The 18,138-nt window shown below is 63.0% G+C and carries 18 protein-coding genes; 6 read left to right on the top strand and 12 right to left on the bottom strand.

Annotated features, from left to right (window positions below; genetic code table 11):
- Positions 1-7: 7 nt before the first annotated feature.
- The 3 genes from NKL04_RS14395 to NKL04_RS14385 all read left to right on the top strand — a co-directional run bounded on the left by NKL04_RS14395 (position 8) and on the right by NKL04_RS14385 (position 2,788).
- Entirely contained in the window at positions 8-502 is a 495-nt protein-coding gene (locus tag NKL04_RS14395; RefSeq protein WP_023670316.1) for a Rab family GTPase, read from the top strand.
- Between the two features lie 3 nt (positions 503-505).
- A complete protein-coding gene (locus tag NKL04_RS14390) occupies positions 506-1,576 on the top strand; it encodes an adenylate/guanylate cyclase domain-containing protein (RefSeq protein WP_023684785.1) in 1,071 nt (356 codons plus the stop codon).
- Between the two features lie 144 nt (positions 1,577-1,720).
- A complete protein-coding gene (locus tag NKL04_RS14385) occupies positions 1,721-2,788 on the top strand; it encodes a cyclic nucleotide-gated potassium channel (RefSeq protein ID WP_023684786.1) in 1,068 nt (355 codons plus the stop codon).
- A gap of 208 nt (positions 2,789-2,996) precedes the next feature.
- Here NKL04_RS14385 and NKL04_RS14380 read toward each other — a convergent pair whose 3' ends face one another.
- The 9 genes from NKL04_RS14380 to NKL04_RS14340 all read right to left on the bottom strand — a co-directional run bounded on the left by NKL04_RS14380 (position 2,997) and on the right by NKL04_RS14340 (position 10,924).
- A complete protein-coding gene (locus tag NKL04_RS14380) occupies positions 2,997-3,725 on the bottom strand; it encodes an amino acid ABC transporter ATP-binding protein (protein ID WP_023670319.1) in 729 nt (242 codons plus the stop codon).
- A gap of 71 nt (positions 3,726-3,796) precedes the next feature.
- Positions 3,797-4,471: an amino acid ABC transporter permease gene (locus NKL04_RS14375; RefSeq protein ID WP_023701866.1), complete on the bottom strand. Its 675-nt coding sequence runs from the start codon at positions 4,469-4,471 to the stop codon at positions 3,797-3,799.
- Positions 4,468-5,145: an amino acid ABC transporter permease gene (locus NKL04_RS14370; RefSeq protein ID WP_023695534.1), complete on the bottom strand. Its 678-nt coding sequence runs from the start codon at positions 5,143-5,145 to the stop codon at positions 4,468-4,470. Before NKL04_RS14370 ends, NKL04_RS14375 begins: the two co-directional genes overlap by 4 nt.
- A gap of 129 nt (positions 5,146-5,274) precedes the next feature.
- Positions 5,275-6,063, bottom strand: coding sequence for an ABC transporter substrate-binding protein (locus NKL04_RS14365; protein WP_023670322.1), 789 nt, complete (start codon positions 6,061-6,063; stop codon positions 5,275-5,277).
- A 109-nt stretch (positions 6,064-6,172) separates the two neighbouring features.
- Positions 6,173-7,336, bottom strand: a complete 1,164-nt coding sequence (locus NKL04_RS14360) for a saccharopine dehydrogenase family protein (protein WP_023701865.1) — start codon at positions 7,334-7,336, stop codon at positions 6,173-6,175.
- Positions 7,333-7,842 carry an Lrp/AsnC family transcriptional regulator gene (locus NKL04_RS14355; protein WP_023670324.1) on the bottom strand — a complete coding sequence of 170 codons (510 nt, stop codon included), beginning with the start codon at positions 7,840-7,842 and terminating at the stop codon, positions 7,333-7,335. The genes NKL04_RS14360 and NKL04_RS14355 overlap by 4 nt, the downstream gene beginning before the upstream one ends.
- Before the next feature lie 318 nt (positions 7,843-8,160).
- Positions 8,161-9,204, bottom strand: a complete 1,044-nt coding sequence (locus NKL04_RS14350) for an acyltransferase family protein (protein WP_352723791.1) — start codon at positions 9,202-9,204, stop codon at positions 8,161-8,163.
- Between the two features lie 170 nt (positions 9,205-9,374).
- Complete coding sequence (locus NKL04_RS14345) at positions 9,375-10,100, bottom strand: 3-keto-5-aminohexanoate cleavage protein (RefSeq protein WP_023701861.1); 726 nt, start codon at positions 10,098-10,100, stop codon at positions 9,375-9,377.
- 350 nt (positions 10,101-10,450) lie between these two features.
- Complete coding sequence (locus tag NKL04_RS14340; RefSeq protein WP_031209572.1) at positions 10,451-10,924, bottom strand: MarR family winged helix-turn-helix transcriptional regulator; 474 nt, start codon at positions 10,922-10,924, stop codon at positions 10,451-10,453.
- A 154-nt stretch (positions 10,925-11,078) separates the two neighbouring features.
- Between NKL04_RS14340 and NKL04_RS14335 the strand changes: the two genes are divergently transcribed.
- Together NKL04_RS14335 and NKL04_RS14330 are read left to right on the top strand one after the other, a co-directional pair.
- On the top strand, positions 11,079-11,894 hold the full coding sequence (locus NKL04_RS14335) for a p-hydroxycinnamoyl CoA hydratase/lyase (protein ID WP_023701859.1): 816 nt from the start codon (positions 11,079-11,081) through the stop codon (positions 11,892-11,894).
- A 33-nt stretch (positions 11,895-11,927) separates the two neighbouring features.
- Positions 11,928-13,418, top strand: coding sequence for an AMP-binding protein (locus NKL04_RS14330; protein ID WP_023701858.1), 1,491 nt, complete (start codon positions 11,928-11,930; stop codon positions 13,416-13,418).
- Positions 13,419-13,440: 22 nt separating this feature from the next.
- On the opposite strand, the gene NKL04_RS14325 is transcribed toward NKL04_RS14330, so the two are convergent.
- Genes NKL04_RS14325 through NKL04_RS14315 form a run of 3 tightly spaced genes read right to left on the bottom strand, consistent with a single transcriptional unit; the run spans position 13,441 to position 17,530 of the window.
- Entirely contained in the window at positions 13,441-14,748 is a 1,308-nt protein-coding gene (locus NKL04_RS14325; RefSeq protein ID WP_023701857.1) for a c-type cytochrome, read from the bottom strand.
- Positions 14,749-14,761: 13 nt separating this feature from the next.
- Complete coding sequence (locus NKL04_RS14320) at positions 14,762-17,062, bottom strand: xanthine dehydrogenase family protein molybdopterin-binding subunit (RefSeq protein WP_023701856.1); 2,301 nt, start codon at positions 17,060-17,062, stop codon at positions 14,762-14,764.
- Between the two features lie 15 nt (positions 17,063-17,077).
- Positions 17,078-17,530 (bottom strand): (2Fe-2S)-binding protein, encoded by a 453-nt coding sequence (locus NKL04_RS14315; protein ID WP_031197152.1) that lies wholly within the window; start codon positions 17,528-17,530, stop codon positions 17,078-17,080.
- Between the two features lie 174 nt (positions 17,531-17,704).
- On the opposite strand from NKL04_RS14315, the gene NKL04_RS14310 reads away from it, so the two are divergent.
- Complete coding sequence (locus tag NKL04_RS14310) at positions 17,705-18,127, top strand: OsmC family protein (RefSeq protein ID WP_023701855.1); 423 nt, start codon at positions 17,705-17,707, stop codon at positions 18,125-18,127.
- Positions 18,128-18,138: the final 11 nt, after the last annotated feature.

Below are 18,138 nucleotides of genomic sequence, written 5' to 3'. Positions count from 1 at the left end.
GCCCAACATGTTGCAAAAAAAGATCTGCATGCTGGGCGGCTTCGCCGTCGGAAAGACGAGTCTGGTCCGCAGGTTTGTGCAGAGCATCTTCTCAGAAACCTACTTGACCACCGTCGGAGTGAAAATCGACAAGAAAAGCGTCGCGCTCCCGGACAAAACCGTGGATCTGATTTTGTGGGATTTGGCCGGCGAGGACGATATCGGCTCATTCCGCGTCAGCTATGTTCGAGGTGCAACCGGGCTCGTGCTAGTCGTCGATGGAACCCGCGCTGCTACTCTTGCCGTGGCACTCACGCTGCGCGAACGGGTCGAGGCCGAATTCGGCGCCATGCCGTTCGTATTGCTGTTCAACAAGTCCGATCTGGCCGATCGGTGGGCGATATCGGATGGTGAGATCAACGAGTTGAGGCAACGTGGATGGCAAATCTATCTAACAAGTGCGCTTTCGGGCGAGCAGGTCGATGACGCCTTTCGTCAACTTGCCTTGATGGTCACCAAATAGACCATGCATGAATTGCCAAAAGAAGTCAGAAATTGGTTTTTCAATTTCTTCTTCGACGGGCACGCTGTCGCTTATCTGAAAATCGACGCTGAGCTTTGCATAGCTGCCAAGGGCGGTAATGTTGAACATTACGGGCTGTCATCGCTTCGCATCGGCAAGCCTGTTGCGGGGCAGCTTGAATTCATGGAAGGTTTGCTGCCTTGCCCGGAGCTTCCGTTTCGCATGGACATGATCGAACTGCCCGGCGGGCGTGTCGCCGACCTTCATTTTTTTGCTGACAATGCGTGCGTGTGGCTGCTTTTTCTGGACGCCACTGCCGAACGAGACAACAGGCAGCGGCTTCAACAGAAGGCCTATGAAATGACGCTCCTGCAAGAGAGGGAGCGTCAACTCAACGAAAAATTGCAATCGACGAACGAGGCACTGAGAAAGAGCCAGGAGGGATTGGCGCGTGAATACCAGCGCGCCGAAACCCTGCTCCTCAACATTCTTCCGGCATCCATCGCGGAGCGGTTGAAAGCGCAAAAGAAAATTGCCGACAACCACGCGGAGGTGAGTGTGCTTTTTGCCGACATCGTCGGCTTTACCGAAAGAGCGCGAAGCGTCGGAGCCGTGACGACGCTCGCTATCTTGAATTACTTCTTCAGGGCGGCGGACCGGCTCTCGGAACGATACGGCTGCGAAAAAATCAAGACAATCGGCGATTGTGTGATGGTGGTCTCTGGCTTGCCCACCGCGCGATCCGATCATGCAAAAGCCCTCGCGCGCTATGCAGTTGAGCTGCGCAAGGCGGTAAGGCGGGAACGCTTCGCAGGAGAACCGATAAGGCTGAGAATTGGAATTCACTCAGGACCGATCGTCGCCGGTGTCATAGGCAAGAGGCGGTTCGCCTATGACCTGTGGGGTGAGACCGTTAATCTCGCCTCACGTATTCAAACGTCCGCGGAGCCCGATGAAATCCGTATTTCCGATGCAACTTACCAACTGCTTGGACCGAAATTTGCTTGCGACCCACTCGATGAAACGGAATTGCGCGGTGCGGGTCGCGTGCGAATGTGGCGGCTCCCGAGCTGATCCGTCGCCTGCGGTGCGACCGTGGAGAGCCGATAGCGGCGCCCGAAAGCCATTGGCGTGACGTGATCTTGCGATCGCAAAGCACCCTTTGCGCTTGCCCGGAAGGCCTCTATTCTGGAGCACAGTGGCCGCTGGTGGGATAGAATGTCGGTACTGCCTTTTCTGAGAATCTACGCACCGCTAAATGCGGTGCTCGCTGCGCCTGGGCTTCTGGCGGTGGCTGCGCTCACGATGCCGAACATGTCCGGACGAAGCAGACTGGCTCTGGCTGCTGTGCTCGCTGTCATTTGGGCCGCCTATCTTCTGCAGATGGCCGAGACCCTGCTCAAGCGCTGGGCGGGAGACCTCAGGGACAGGACGCCGGCAATCGCGATCGATGTGCTCGCGGTTTTGGTTCCAGTCGCCGCATTTCTGCTCGACGGCACGCCCGACCGGAGCCTCTACTGTGCTGTCTGGCTGCTGAAGCCGCTGCGCGACTCGACCTTCTTCCCGCTGCTTGGCAGGGTTCTGGCCAACGAAGCGCGCAACCTGGTCGGCGTCACCACGGTCTTCGGCCTGGTTCTGTTCGGTGTCGCACTCGCGGCCTATGTCATCGAGCGCGACGTCCAACCGGAAAAGTTCGGCAGCATCCCCGAGACAATGTGGTGGGCGGTGGTCACGCTGTCCACTACCGGCTATGGCGACGACATTCCGCAAAGCTTCGCCGGCCGCGTCCTTGCCGGGGCTGTCATGATGTGTGGCATCGGCATCTTCGGGCTCTGGGCCGGCATTCTTGCCTCCGGCTTTTATCAAGAAGTCCGTCGCGAGGATTTCGTCCGCAATTGGCAATTGATTGCCGGCGTTCCGTTGTTTCAGAAGCTTGGCCCGGCCACGCTGGTCGAGATCGTGCGCGCGTTAAGGCCTCGCACGGTGCCGGCGGGCGCCGTGATCTGCCGCAGCGGCGAGACCGGCGATCGGATGTTCTTCGTCGTGGAGGGCCGCGTCAGCGTCGCGACGCCGAACCCGGTGGAGCTTGGCCCTGGCGCCTTCTTCGGCGAGATGGCGCTGATCAGCGGCGAACCGCGTATGGCGACCGTCACTGCCGCAACTTCTGTCTCACTCCTGTCGCTGCACGCGGCGGATTTCCAGATGCTGTGCAGCAGCAGCCCGGAAATCGCGGAAATCATCCGCAGGACCGCGCTCGAGCGGCGCGGCGCGGCGCCGGTGGCTTGACCGTACAGCCGATGGTGGCCCGGCTGGAACTGGATGGTGCGGCTCTATCGACCACGCGCGGAGGTTATGGACGGCACGTGGAAGTTCCCAGAGGCGTAGCCGGAGACCTAAACGTAGCCGATCCACTCTACCGGCGGCTCGTTGTTTGGCGCTGTGCGTCGACAGTTCCTGCCCCGCGGCCTTTCGGACGACCGGCTTTGGCTAAACTCTAATGCCTTAGAATCTTGCTTAGAAAAGCCCGGCTGCGGTCGGTCTTCGGGTCGGAGAAAAACGCCTCCGGCGTGCCGCTTTCGACGATGGCGCCGGCGTCCATGAACACCACGCGCTGCGCCACCTTGCGGGCAAAGCCCATTTCGTGCGTCACCACCATCATGGTCATGCCTTCCTCGGCCACCGCGACCATGACGTCGAGCACTTCGGAGATCATCTCGGGATCGAGCGCGGAGGTCGGCTCGTCGAACAGCATGATCTTGGGCCGCATGCCGAGGCAGCGCGCGATGGCCACACGCTGCTGCTGGCCGCCGGACAACTGTGACGGGTATGCATTGACCTTGTCAGCGAGGCCGACCTTGGCCAGCAAGTCGCGCCCGGCCTGCTCGGCCTCGGCGCGGGGGATCTTGCGCACATGGATCGGCGCCAGCGTGACGTTTTCCAGCGCCGTCTTGTGCGGGTAGAGGTTGAACGACTGGAAGACGAAGCCGATCTCGGTGCGCAACTGCGTCATGTTGGTGGCGGGGTCGCCGAGGCGCTGGCCGTCGACGACGAGGTCGCCATCCTTGATCGCTTCCAGGCCGTTGATGCAGCGGATCAGCGTCGACTTGCCCGAACCACTTGGGCCGCAGACGACGACCACTTCGCGCGGCTCGACGCTGAGCGTGATGTCCTTCAGCACATTGAGCGAGCCGAACCATTTGTTGACGCCGCGAAAGTCGATCATGCCCGTTTTGGTCAGGTTTGGTTTGGTCGGGCTCGGATTGGTCATGGCGGTCAGCCCTTTGGGGTTCGATGTCACAGCTGCACCTCGCCATGCGCCGCGCCCATGCGTCGCTCCAACCGGCGGGCGAGCATGATCAGCGGATAGCAGACGACGAAATAGCCGACGCCGACCAGGAAGAAGACCAGCAGGCCGTTGGGCACACGCTGCACCACAAGCCAGCCGACGCGGGTGAGGTCGGTCAGCCCGATCGCCGAGACGACGGAGGAATCCTTGATCAAGAGTACATATTGCCCGACCAGCGGCGGCAGCACGATGCGCATCGCCTGCGGCAGCACCACCTGGCGCATGCGTTGCCAGCGCGACAGGCCAGACGCCAGAGCTGCCTCAACCTGGCCGGTCGGCACCGAGCGGATGCCGGCGGCGACGATCTCGCAGATGAAGCACGCGGCGAGGTTGGTGAGCGCGATGATGCCGGCGGTGAAGGCATCGAGCTCGATGCCGAATTCCGGCAGGATGAAGAAGATCAGGAAGATCTGCACCAGGAACGGCGTGCCGCGGATCAGGTCGACCCAGGCCCCGATCACGCTCGAGATCAGCCGGTTGGCGCCGGTGCGCAATATGCCGAGGCCGAAGCCAAGCAGCGTGCCCAGCACCAGGCTGATCGCCGACAGCATCACGGTCATGCCAAGGCCGCGCAAGGCGAGGGGGTAGCTGCCGGCCAGGCTTTGCAGCTGTTGCCAGATCATGTGCTGCTCCTTGCCGGCTGCAGACCGAGCCACCGACTGGACAGCCCCGCCAGTCCTTTGAGGCAGTAATAGAGCAGCAGATAGAAAGCGGCGATGGTGAGAAAGCCTTCCGCCGGCATGAAGCGGTCGGACGCCAGCAACTGGCCGGCGCGCGTCAGTTCGGAAACCGAGATCAGCGACAAAAGCGCGGAATCCTTGACCAGCACGATCGCCTGGCCGAGCAGCGGCGGGATCGTCACCTTGAAGGCTTGCGGCAGGATGACCAGGCGCATGCGCTGGACATAGGTCATTCCCGAGGCAACCCCGGCCTCGACCTGGCCGCGCGGGATCGACAGGATGCCGGCGCGGATGATTTCCGCGACATAGGCGCCGCTGTTCAGCGACAAAGCGATGATGCCGACGACGAGCTCGGGCAGGACGAAGCCGAGACGCGGCAGGCCGAAATAGAGGAAGTAGAGCTGCGCCAGCAACGGCGTGGCGCGCACGGCATCGATATAGCCCTTGGCCAGCACGCGAAACAGCTGGCCGCGCTGCAGGTTCATGGCGGCGAGCACGATGCCGACGGCCAGCGCGCCCGCAAAAGACAGCGCCGACAGCCACACGGTCGTGATCAGACCCTGCCCGAACAGCGGCAGATATTCGACGATGGTGCGGAAGCTGAAATTTTCGAGCATGGCGGTGAATTGTGAATGGTGAATGGGCAGTAGTGAGTAGTGAGTGGTGAGCAGTGAAGGGCGTCCGGAATGGCCATTCACCATTCACCATTCACTACTTCCTACTCACTACTCCCTGCTTACCTCTGCTTAGTGATCCTTCTTCCAGGCGTCGGAATTGACCCAGTAGTCGAGGTTCTTCTGCAAGCGGCCGTCGATGCTGACCTGGTTGAGGAACAGGTTCATCCAGATCAACAGGTCCGGCTCGTCGTAGCGGGTGGCGAAGGCGAGCGGCTCCTTCGACAACAGGTCCGGCATGATGGTGAAGGTGCCGGCGGGATAGGCTGTCGACTGACCCTTGACCGCCGAGACGTCGTTGACGCCGCAATCGGCTTGGCCGTTGTTGACCGCGTCGAGCAGCAGCGGGCCGCCGCCCTTGTAGCTCTTGATGTCGGCATCCGGGAAGGCGTTCTTGGCTTCCTTTTCGCCGGTGGCGCCCAACAGCACGGCGATCTTGGTGCCCTTGGCCTTGCAGTCCTCGGTTGTCTTGAACTTGCTGTCGGCCTTGGTGAAGACGGTGCTGCCCGTATACATGTAAGGTGTGGTGAAGGCGACCTTCATGCCGCGCGCCAGCGTCGGCGTCATGTCGGCGACGAGCAGGTCGGCCTTGCCCGAAAGCAGCGCCGGGATCAGCCCGTCCCAGTCATAGTCGAGGAAGGTGATCTTGACGCCCATTTCCTTGGCCATCAACTCGGCGAGTTCGACCGAACTGCCGGTGCGCTCGCCGGCCGCGCCGACCAGCGAGAAGGGAGGTCCTTGCGTCTGTACCGCGACGCGCAGTTCGCCGCGCTTGGTGATCTCGTCGAGCGTTCCGGCACTGGCCGCCGTGGCGAGCCCCGCAAGCGCAAGTCCGGCGATAAAAAGTCTGGCAATCTTCATTTTGGCATTCCTCCTGTTATCGTTGTTGTTCCACTTTGTTATTCCACCCTTTTGGGTGTTTTTTGAGCGGCGGCACCGTTTGCCGGCGGCAGCCACCGTTCGAAAATCGTCAGTCCCAGGCCACCGTTTCGGTCACCTCGATGCCACGCCTCGCCAGCTCGTCAACGAAGGGTTCGTCCGGCACATGCAGCAGCGGGTTGAGCAGGCCAGGTGTGGCGATCTCGCGCCGCGCCAGCATCTGCGCCACGATGCTGGCGGGATAGCCGACGCCGAGGCTCATGCCGAACAGGCCGGATGCCAGGTCGCGTTCGATGATCAGGTCCGATGTCACCGTTTTGGCGCGACCGCCCTCGAGACCGGAAAAGACATTGCGCATCACGCAAAGGTCCTTCTCGTCAGCGCCATACTGCAATTGCGGGCCGAGCAGCCGGCCGAGAAATTCGCGGGGGCTGGCGCCGGTGCCGGGCACCTTGTCTTCGGAGAGGAAGCCGAGTTCCTTCAGCGGCGCCCAGAACGCCGACCATCCCGGCCAGCGCAGTGTATAGCGGCCCGAGCGTTGCAATCCCTTGGCGGCCGCCAGCATCTCGACATAGTGCAGCGCGTCGCCATTGGGGAAAGCTTCCAGCCGGCCGAGGCCCGCGACCTCGATCTCGTGGATGAAGGCATTGTCGTGCTGCCGCCCGGCCGGCACTTCGACGCGCTTGCCATGCTCGATCATCACGCTGTCGCGGTTCTGGCTGACCAGAACCATGTCGAAATTCCAGCTCACCTTGTAGCAGAGCGGCTTCGCCATCGCCTTCGGTTCGGGGATGCCGCCGCAATAGGAATCGATCGAGGAGATCCTAGAGAACTGCTTTGCGGCGCGCGCGTAGAGCACGAGGTCGATGCCGGGATCGAGCCCGCATTCGGTCATGATCGAAACGCCGGCCTGTTCAGCCTCCGCCGCCAGATCGGCAATCGCGTTGCCGTAATTGGTGGTGACCAGCGGCGTGCGCGTTGCGATCGCGGCCTGCACCGCCTCGCGCATCAATGGCTGTGGCAACAGATCGATGGCGGCGTCGACATCCGCCAGCACGGTGGCAAGTGCCGGGCCGATGGGGCCCTCGGGCACGACGAAACGCACGCGGGAAAGGTCGGTCAGCCCGGCAAGCCGGGCAGGGCCGTCGGCCGACGTATCGACGCAGACGACTTCCTCGACACCGGCGCTGGCGACGAGATCGGCGATGGCCGCCCGTCCCTGCAGGCCGAGGCCGCCGAGAACAGCTATTCTCATGCCGGCTCCTTGCGCGACGGTGTTTCTTCCGACCAGCAGCCTTCGGGAAGGCTGACCCATTTGTTGCATGAAGCCATGACGACGAAGGTTTCGCTGCGCACGACTTCGCCGGGAATGCCGGCGCCGGGGATCAGCTCGCTGGTGATGCGGTAGAGGTCGGCGACATCGCCGGCGACGGTCACGTCGACGATGATGTCGAAGCGCCCGGTAACCACCGAGGCCGAGTTGACGAAAGGCAGTTCGGCAATGCGCTGCGCCAATTCCCGGGCGCGGCCACGTCCCTGCGCATTGATGCCGACAATGGCCGAGATCAGCTCGGGGCGTTCGGTCAGATTGAGCAGCCCGACGATCTTCAAGAGGTTGCGGTCGAGCAGATTGCGCAACCTTGAGCGCACCGTCGGCACCGAGATCGCCATCGTCTCGGCGAGCCGGTTGATGCCGGGCTGGGCATCCTGCGACAACAGCTTTACCAGCCGTCGATCGGTTTGATCGAGATGCTCACGCAAAAGGCAAGGCTTTCATAAAGGGAAAGAAACGATCGGATTTTCTTTCGGATATGAAAAATACCTTATGGGGAATTTTTAACAGCAGCAAGAGCTATGTCATCCCTCTGTGTCCCTTCCGTGTGCGTTCGGGCAAGACAGGATGCATGTCGTCCCAAAACCGCTGCGCATTTTGGGGCAGTCGAGGATGTGCGCGACAGCACTAGGCGACGGAGTGCGAAGACGATCTTGCCGCCGCCGTGGTCGCTTGAACGCGACGCGAGGTCGTAGTGAGCAACGCACCCGCATAACAGGCCGACCAAGTTGCGGCGTAGCCGCAACTCACGCCTTCACCTGATAAGCGGAGAGGCTCATTCGCGACATGGCCAAAAGCGGCCTTTCAATAAAACTATAACTCGCCAGGGACACGGCGATGCAGGCGGTGACAATAGCTATGCCTGCAAGCCATGGTGACACATTGGCGGTTGCAACGACAGGAGCGATCGCGAGCAGCACGATAGGATGGGTCAGATAGAGAGAGTAGGAAGCATCTCCCAGCCTTGCCAGCACGCGAGGAGCAAAAAGTCGGAAGTAGCTCTCCAGGCTGATGCAACCCGCGACAAGGATCAGCGCCGGGATACCTTGAGCAAGGGTTCGCGGCAAGTTGAAGCCAAGTACCATCACCAGTGTGGACACAATAGCGAACCCGACAGCCGAGGTACCCAGGAAAGCGGGCAAACGCAGCAGTCTGCCGACCAGACGGCCGACAGCCATGCCGGCAAGGAACTCAAACAGGATTGGCGTGGTATAGAAAAACAGCACAGTGTCGGCGGCGGGTTTGAAGATAATGCGTGCGGCTACGGCGATTGCAAAGACAACGCCAATCGTGGCCATTTGCGTCAGCGCACCAAAACCCATAGTCGCCGCGAACAGAATGTAAAACAGGATTTCCAGATTGAGCGTCCAACCCACGCCAAGCACTGGCTGGACATAGCCTGTGGCCGTATCGAGATAGGGCACGAAAAACAGGCTATTGGTAATCTGCTCAAAGGACACTCCACGACCGGCAAACAGCCAAAGTGCGGCGACCATGAGGAAGGTCATGACCCAATAGAACGGAACGACGCGCGTGAACCGCTGCATCAAAAAAGCACGGTGGTCGCGATGTCTGTTCTCCGTCGAGAGAACCATGACAAAACCGCTGATGACGAAAAACAGGTCGACGCCGCTGTTTAGAATGGGAATAGGCAAATCGAGCACGCCTAGTGCGGCCGGAAGATGATAGATAACAACCATAAGGGCTGCTAGCCCCCGCAGGGTCTGTATCGATGTATATTGTTGGATCCGACGCGGCGCAGCGTGATCATTATCCGGAATGACGTTCATTAAAAAGTCCCCGATGCGGGAGAATATTAACATAGATGAGACCGTTGATGCGACTATTAACTGCCGGTTTAATTAATACATAAAATTTGAATAGCTTCCACCGACTTTCGCGGCCCGGGCCTTGCGATCGCCATCGTCTCGGCGATGCCTTGGCGCGCTGCTTGTATGCGCTATCGCCCGGCCTGGAAGATCGCCACCGCTGCCGCCGTCAGCGCGGCATTGCCGGCCGCAACCGTGCCATCCGGCAGATGCTTCCCATCCTCCAGCCCGACGCGCGTCGACCAGTTGCGATCCGCCGCACGGCGCACGAACGGCCACACCGTCGCGTTCTCGCCATGCAGCAGGATGGCACGGCGAATGCCGGCGCGCTCCAGGACCTGTTCGATGCCGTCGGCGACCGCAAAAGCCTCGTCTAGCGTCTGCTCGGAAATCTCGATCAGGACGCGCAGCACGCGCCCGCCATGGTCGAGGCTGACGAGGCGCTCGGCGTCGGCGACCGAGGCCAGACCCGCCTCGATGCCGATGCCGCGCTGGCGCAGGCTCTCCATGACGATGGGTGCCTCCGCCTCGCTGAGATTGACAGAGGCATAGTCCGGCAATTCGCGCCAGCCGGCGATGGCGACCAGCGTGCTTGTATCGTCATTCTCGATCCAGGCGCCGGTAGAAACGCCGATCAGCGTGCCGGGGCAGGCGCGGCGCAGCGCTGCGATCGTCGGGTCCATCGCTTCCGGCGCAAGGCTCTCGCGGCGGTCCGCGCCGCGGGCATGGACGTGCAGCTCAGCTGCGCCGGTGGCAACAGAGGCCGCGCCATCGCGCGCCATGGCTTCGGCGTCGAGCGGCAGCGTGGGGTGAAAATCGGCGGCGCGCGCGCCGTTGATGCAGGTCTGGACGATCATGGCTCTCGCGATCCTGTTGCCGATGGGCGAGCCTAGCAAAGGGCAGGGTGGAGAGGAAACGGGCGCGGTAAAGACTGCTGACAGTGTGTCGCGCCAAACCTGGGCAATGCCGAGTTCCTTCGCACCCCCCTCTGGCCTGCCGGCCATCTCCCCCTCAAGGGGAGAGATCAGCTGCGCCTACGGCGCGCAACGTTGGAGACTGGCGAAGGCAGAGGTGAGGTCCAATCTCCCCCCTTGAGGGGGAGATGCCCGGTAGGGCAGAGGGGGGTGTCTCGCGGAAACCTCAGGTGGTGTTCGGCGTCGCCGCCCATCATCGCTACGATCAGCACCGAAGCACCCCGGCCTCCCTTTCAATCGCCGTCCTCGCTCCAGATCAGCTGCAGCAGCCGCAGCAGTGTTGCCCGATCTTTTTTCGTCAGCCGTTGCAGGAACCGGTCCTCGTGGTTGCGCACTTTGAGCCGCCATGCCGGCATGGCGGCTTTGGCTGCCTTGGTCAGAGCGAGCACCTGCACGCGCCTGTCCTGCGCATGGTCATTACGCTCGACCAGCCCGCGCTCCTCGAGTTCGGCCAGCAGCGGCGCCATGTTGGCGCTTTTCATGCCGAGCCGGCGGCAAAGCTCGGCGGCGCTGATGCCGGGCCGTTCGTCGATCAGCGCCAGCATGCCGTAGGTGACCGGGCGCAGTGAGGCATCGGCCATCTCGGCGGTGAAATCATTGAGCGCCAGGGTCGAAGCTCGCCGCAGATTGTAGCCGATCTGTGCGTCGAGCCTGTCTTCAGGCGCCACCCTAGCCACCTTGCCGCTGCGGTCCGATGTCTCGTCCATGCTGCAACCGATCGCTGCGACCAAGGTTCTTGTCAAGCAAAAAAGACTATGCAACATAGCAATTCTAAAAGCTATGTCACATAGCGATTGATGCAGGGGAAGAGCACAACTCTTCTCCCCGCCACACAGGAACGCAAGCCGGAGGAGAGTTGCCATGACCGAAGAGACCGTTGCCTTCGACATCGAGGATGGCATCGCCTGGGTGCGCTTCAACCGGCCTGAAAAACGAAATTGCATGAACCCGGCGCTCAACCGGCGCATGATGGAGGTGCTCGACCAGCTGGAATACCGCGATGATGTCGGCGTGCTGGTGCTGTCGGGCGAGGGCAGTGCGTGGTCGGCGGGCATGGACCTCAAGGAGTATTTTCGCGAGACCGAGGCCAAGGGGCTGGGCGCCGTCCGCAAGGCGCAAGGCGAGGCCTATGGCTGGTGGCGGCGACTGCGCTGGTATCGCAAGCCGACCATTGCCATGGTCAATGGCTGGTGCTTTGGCGGCGGCTACGGCCCGCTGTTTGCCTGCGACCTCGCTTTCGCCGCCGACGAGGCGCAATTCGCTCTGTCGGAGATCAACTGGGGTATCCTGCCCGGCGGCGGCGCCACCAAGGTGGTGGTCGATCTCCTGTCGATGCGCGACGCCATGTATCACGCGCTGACTGGCGAGCTGATCGACGGCAGGAAGGCGGCGGCCTGGAAGCTGGTCAATGAAAGCCTGCCGCTGGCGGAGCTGAAGCCACGAGTTACCGAGGTGGCGAACATCCTGCTGAAGAAAAACCCGGTGGCGCTGAAGGCGACAAAGGACGCCATCCGCCGCGTCGGCGAGATGACCTATGACAATGCCGAGGACTATCTGGTGCGCGCGCAGGAAGCGGCCAATTCTTACGACAATGACGGCCGCAAGGAAGGCATCCGCCAGTTCATCGACGAAAAGAGCTACAAGCCCGGGCTCGGCGCCTATGACAAAGCGAGGTGATCAGCCAATATCCAATCGGGGAGGAGAAGCGAGATGCCGGCCTGGACGACGCCCGATCCCGTGGCCTTGCATGCCGCGACGCAGCCCGAGCGCCTCGCTTGCGTCGACCTGGCTTCCGGGCGGCGCTGGACTTGTGCCGGGCTCGACAAGGCCATCCAGTGTGCCGTCGGCGTGCTCGAGAACGGCTACGGCATCCAACCGGGGCAGCGCATCGCCACCGTCGCCCGCAACAGCGCCGATCTACTCATCGCGCAGCAGGCCGCCATGCGGCTCGGCGCCATCTTCGTGCCGGTCAACTGGCGCCTTTCCGCCGTCGAGCAGCAGACGGTCCTGGCCGATTGCGAGCCGGTGCTGCTGCTGCACGACGCGGCGCTGATTACGGCGCTGCCAAAAGGCTGTGTACCTGTGGAGGTCAGGGCCTTTGCCGCGGCGGCCGAAGCGCAAGCGCCCGCGCTACGACGCGCTTTGCCGGCGGGCGATGTACCGTCGATCATCCTCTACACCTCCGGCACATCGGGCCGGCCCAAGGGTGTCATCCTGACCGAGGCCAATGCGTTCGCCACCGCGGTCAATTTCGGCGTGCTCGGCCGCGTCGGCAATTCCAGCATCTTCCTCTGCGACGCGCCGATGTTCCATGTCATCGGCCTTATCACCAGCCTGCGTCCGCCCTTGCTGCAGGGCGGCACGGTGCTGATCTCGTCCGGCTTCGAGGCCGGTCTCACCAACCGCCGTCTGGCAGACCCGGACCTCGGCGTCACCCACTATTTCTGCGTCCCGCAAATGGCACGGATGCTGCGCGACGGCACCGCGTTCGCGCCGGCGAACTGGGCCACGCTGACGGCCATCTTTACCGGTGGCGCGCCCAATCCCGCCGCCGACATCCTTTGGTGGCTGGAGCAGGGCGTGCGCATGGTCGACGGCTTCGGCATGACCGAAGCCGGCACCGTGCTCGGCATGCCGGTCGAGGCACACCAGATCGCCCGCAAGGCCGGCTCCGCCGGCCTGCCGGCGCCGTCTTTGTCGCTGCGCATCGTGGACGAAGATGGCCACGACGCCGCAGCCGGCGAGCCGGGTGAGATATGGCTGTCAGGCCCCAATGTCACGCCGGGCTACTGGAACCGGCCCGATGAGACGGCGCAGGCCTTTACATCGGATGGCTGGTTCCGCACCGGCGACATTGCGCGCCGCGACGAAGATGGTTTCGTCACCCTCGTCGACCGCCGCAAGGACATGTTCATTTCGGGCGGGGAGAACGTCTATCCAACCGAGGTCGAGATGGCGCTGCTCGATCATCCCGACATTTCGGACGTCGCCGTCATCGGCATCGCCGACGGGCGCTGGGGCGAGGTCGGCCGCGCCTTCGTCGTGCTGAAGGCTGGCTGCGTCCTCGATCCGACGGCGCTCGCGGCGCACTGTGCGGCTCGCATCGCCCGCTACAAGGTGCCGAAGGAATTCCTGCTCACCGACGCGTTGCCCCGCACCGCCTCCGGCAAGATTCAGAAACACATCTTGCGCGGGCGGTGAGATCGAACTTCACCGCCGTTCTTCACTGCGCCCGCGCCTTGGCGACGTCGGCCGGCGTGATGGCGGATTGCTTGCCGCCGAAATGCGCCAGCACATAGTTGCCGAGCGCCGCGATCTCGACATTCGAATAGGCATTGGCGAAAGCCGGCATCGCCTGCTTGCCGAGCGGCGTCGTCATATGCGCGCCCTTCAGGATGACCTGGATGAGGTTCGTGCCATCGGGGTCATTGACCGTGCGGCTGCCGCGCAGCGCCGCATAAGGTGTCTGCAGCCCTTCGCCGTTCCATCCGTGACAGCTGGCACAGGCGCCCTGGAACAGCTTCAGGCCGAGGCCGCCTTGCGCCACTGAATCGGCAGACGGAGCGTAGGCGATGGACGTCGTCAGTGTTGCCGGCGGCTCCGCTTCGACGATCGCCTTGTCGCTGCTGACTTGCGGCGGCACGGTTTTTACGTAAGTGACGATCGCCTTGATGTCTTCCGGCGTCAAATGGCGCAGGCTGTAGTCGACGGCTTCGCCCATGCTGCCGGTGGCCGCACCACGCCCTTCCGCATGACCCTTGGACAGATAGTTGGACAACTGCTCATCGCTCCAGCTGCCGATGCCGGTCGTCTTGTCCGAACTGATGTTGTAGGCCTCCCAGCCCTGCAATTCGGCGCCAGCGAATTTCTTGCTGTTGTCGAGCCCATAGAGCAGGTTGCGGGGCGTGTGGCATTCGCCGCAATGCGCCATCGCTTCGGTGAGATAGGCGCCGCGGTTCCATTCCGCCGTCTGCTTTTCGTCCTGCTGCAATGGACCGTCGGGGACGAACAACAGGTTCCAGAACCGCAGGACATAACGTTGGTTGAACGGGAAGCTCAGATCGTTCTTGGGCGCCTCGGCGTGCACCGGCGGCAGGCTGAACAGATAGGCCTTGATCGCCAGCGCATCTTCCGTGGCCATCCTGGCATAGGAGGCATAGGAAAAGGCCGGATAGAGATTGCGGCCTTGCTTGTCGATGCCCTGATGCAAGGCACGCACGAACTCCGCGTCGCTCCAGTCGCCGATGCCGGTTTCCTTGTCGGCGGTGATGTTTGGGGAATAGACGGTGCCGAACGGCAGCTTGAAGGCAACGCCGCCGGCATAGGGCTGGCCGCCTCCGGTTGTGTGGCAGGCGACGCAATCGGCGGCGCGCGTCAGATATTCGCCGCGATCGATCAGCGCCTGGCCGGCCGGCAGCTTTGCCTCCGCCGCGGAGACGTCCGGCAGCGGCGCCGGCTTGAACAGGAAGATCGCAACGCCGACAGCGATGACGACCACGACAGCGAGGAGGATGCGGACCAATCTTTTCATGGCTCGGCCCTCACTACACTTCGACTTCGGTTTCGATGCCGGGCTCAGAGCGCTCCTCGCTGTTCGCCAGCACCGCCAGCAAGGGCGCTGCCAACGGCGGCACTATCGACACGCTGGTCTTGTCGGCGCCGTCGCTCTTCAGCTGGTTGCGGTCTATGGGCAGGCTGCGCAGGCGTTTTCCCGTCGCGGCAAAGATCGCGTTGGCAAGGGCAGGCCCGGCCGAAACCGTTGCCGTCTCGCCGATGCCGCCGGGCGATTCCAGGCTCTTGACGTGATAGACCTCGATCTTCGGCGCCTCATTGTTGCGCAGGATGCGGTAGTCGTGAAAATTACTCTGGTCGACGCGGCCATTGCTGAAAGTGATGCCGCTGTAGAGCGCCGCCGACAGGCCGAAGATCAACCCGCCTTCGATCTGGGCTTCGACCGTGTTTGGGTTGATGGCGATGCCGCAATCGACGGCCACCACCGCGCGCCGCAGCGTAATCTCGCCGGCCGCTGAAAACGAGATCTCCAGCACCGCGGCCATGAAGCTGCCGAAGGCATCGTGCAGGGAAATGCCGCGGCCGCTGCCGGCCGGAAGCGGCGAGCCCCATCCCGACTTTTCGGCCGCCAGCTCGAGCACGCCTGCGGCCCGCGGCTGGTTCTTGGTCAGCGCCCGGCGATACTCCACCGGATCCCTGCCCACCGCATAGGCGAGTTCGTCCATAAAACTTTCGACCACGAAGACATTGTGCGTCGGCCCGACACCGCGCCACCAGGTGATCGGCACCGGCGGATCCTCGCGCACCCAGTCTACCTGGATGACCGGCAAATCATAGGGCGGTTTGGCGGCGCCCTCGACCGCGTCGTCATCAAGCTTGTCCTGCGGCCAGCCGCCGGGGATGTAATTGCCCAACACCGAGCCGCCGGCGACATGGTCGATCCACACCGTTGGCAGGCCGTCGGCGCCGAGACCGGCTGATATCCGGTCGTAGTAGGTCGGCCGGTAGAGATCGTGCTGGATGTCTTCTTCACGCGTCCAGATAACTTTGACCGGGTAGCTCACCTGTTTGGCGATCGCCACCGCCTGGCCGACATATTCGGCGACCAGCCGGCGGCCGAAGCCGCCGCCGATCAGGTGATTGTGCACGATGATCTTGTCGAGCGGAAAGCCCGTGACCTGTGCCGCCCAGCCTTGCGCCTGGGTGGGCACCTGGGTCCCGAGCCAGATCTCGCATTCATCGGCGCGCACATGCACGACGCAGTTGACCGGCTCCATCGGCGCATGGGCCAGGAACGGCAGCTCATAGCTCGCCTCGACCGTCTTGACGGCGGCTTTCAGCGCGCCGGCGACGTCGCCTTCCTGGCGCGCCATGATCGGTGTCTTGTTTTTGGACGCAGCCTTCAAGGTGTTCATCATATCGTCGCTTGAAAGCCTGGCGTTGGCGCCTTCGTCCCAGGTGATGGTGAGGGCCTCGAGGCCTTTCTTGGCCGCCCAGAAATGATCGCCGATCACGGCGACCGCATTGTCCAGCCTGACGATATCGCGCACGCCTGGAACGGCGCGTGCCGCCGTCTCGTCCACATCGCCGAGCTTGCCGCCGATCACCGGACAGGCGGCGACCGTCGCCACCTTCATGCCGGGCACGCGCACATCGATGCCGTAGACCACTGCGCCATTGACCTTGCCCGCCGTGTCGACCCGGCGCAGCGACTTGCCGATTAGCTGGAAATCCTTGGGGTCCTTGAGCTTGACGTCGCTCGGCACCGGTTGCTTGCCGGCCGCGTCGGCGAGCGCGCCATAGGCCAGCTGCCGGCCTGTCGGCAGATGCGTGACCACGCCAAGCTTGGCGCTGCATTCCGAAATCGGAACCGCCCATTGCGCGGCTGCTGCCGCAACCAGCATCGTGCGGGCGACGGCGCCTGCCTTGCGCAGCGATTCCCAGGTTGCCCGCATCGAGGTCGAGCCGCCCGTTGCCTGGCCGCCAAGCGCAGCGGTGGCGTACAGCTTGTCGTTGGGCGGCGCGTCGACGACCTTCACCTGGTCCAGGCCGACTTCCAGTTCCTCGGCAATCAGCGTCGCTTCGCCGGTGTGCGTGCCTTGGCCCATCTCGATGTTGGGCAGGATGAAAGTGATCTTGCCGTCGCTGTCGACGCGGATAAAAGCATCGGGTGAAAAGGCGGCGGTGACGTCGCCCTCGACGGGTTCGGCGGCGGCAAAACCGGGCCTGGTGCCGGCGCCCAGCATGGTGAAGCCGAGCAGAAGGCCGCTGCCCTGCAGGAAGGCACGGCGCGAGGTGAGTTTTTGGGTGGGGGAGGAGGACGGCTTGCTCATGGCTGGCTATCTCCCTCAGGCCTTCGCGGCCTGTTTTATGGCCGCTCTTATTCGCGTGTAGGTGCCGCACCTGCAGATATTGCCGGACATGGCGGCATCGATATCGCTGTCGCTCGGGTCGGGGTTGCGCTCCAGCAGCGCCGAGGCCGACATGATCTGGCCGGACTGGCAATAGCCGCACTGGATGACTTCAAGGTCGAGCCATGCCTGTTGCACTTTCTTGCCCGATGGCGTCGCATCGATCGCCTCGACGGTGGTGACATGGCGCGACCCAACCGACGCGACCGGCAACACGCAGGATCGCACCGGTTGCCCGTCAAGCTGCACCGTGCAGGCGCCGCACTGGGCGATGCCGCAACCGAACTTCGTGCCGGTCAGGCCGATGACATCGCGCAGCACCCACAGCAATGGCATATCGTCCGGCACGTCGACACTGCGATCCTCGCCGTTTACATTGAGCGCAATCATGGGCCTCTCCTCGGTTATCCGCATCCCCGTGGACAATGCAGTAGGCACCTGTTTGCCGGTAGTGTCTAATCACATGCATGTTGTTCGGCACCGCAACGCGTGTGCAAATCGCACTCGTGTGCGCGCCACAGTGCCCCTGATCTTTGCCGGGCTGCCAGCTGAAAGGTTTTTGCGATGGCTGAGTTGAAGGTCAGGACCCGCGTCACCGGCGCGACGGCGACGCTGCAGCCCGGCGGCTTGCTTTCCATCACCACTCCGACCGGCGGTGCAGTCGATGTCGTCACCGGCGTCAGCGCGCCGGGCTTCAATCCGCTCGACCTGCTCTACGCCTCGCTCGCCGCCTGCATGGTGCTGAGCGCGCGCATCGCCGCCTCCCGCCTCGGGGTTGCCGCCGCGCTTGGCGAGGTGCGCGCCGAGGTCAGCGGCGAGAAGGCCAAGGACGAGCCGTCGCGCGTCGAAAGGCTCAACATCAGGCTCGACATCTCAGGCGATCTCGACGCTGCGACCAAGCAGCGGATCGTCGAGGACGCCGAAGCGATCTGCACGGTGTCCAACACGCTGCGCGCCGCGCCGCAATTGCATACGACGCTTGGGTGAGGGCTTCGCAG

This window comes from Mesorhizobium sp. C264A (assembly GCF_040324515.1).
Classification (GTDB): Bacteria; Pseudomonadota; Alphaproteobacteria; order Rhizobiales; family Rhizobiaceae; genus Mesorhizobium.
This window is presented reverse-complemented; position numbering and strand designations above follow the sequence as displayed.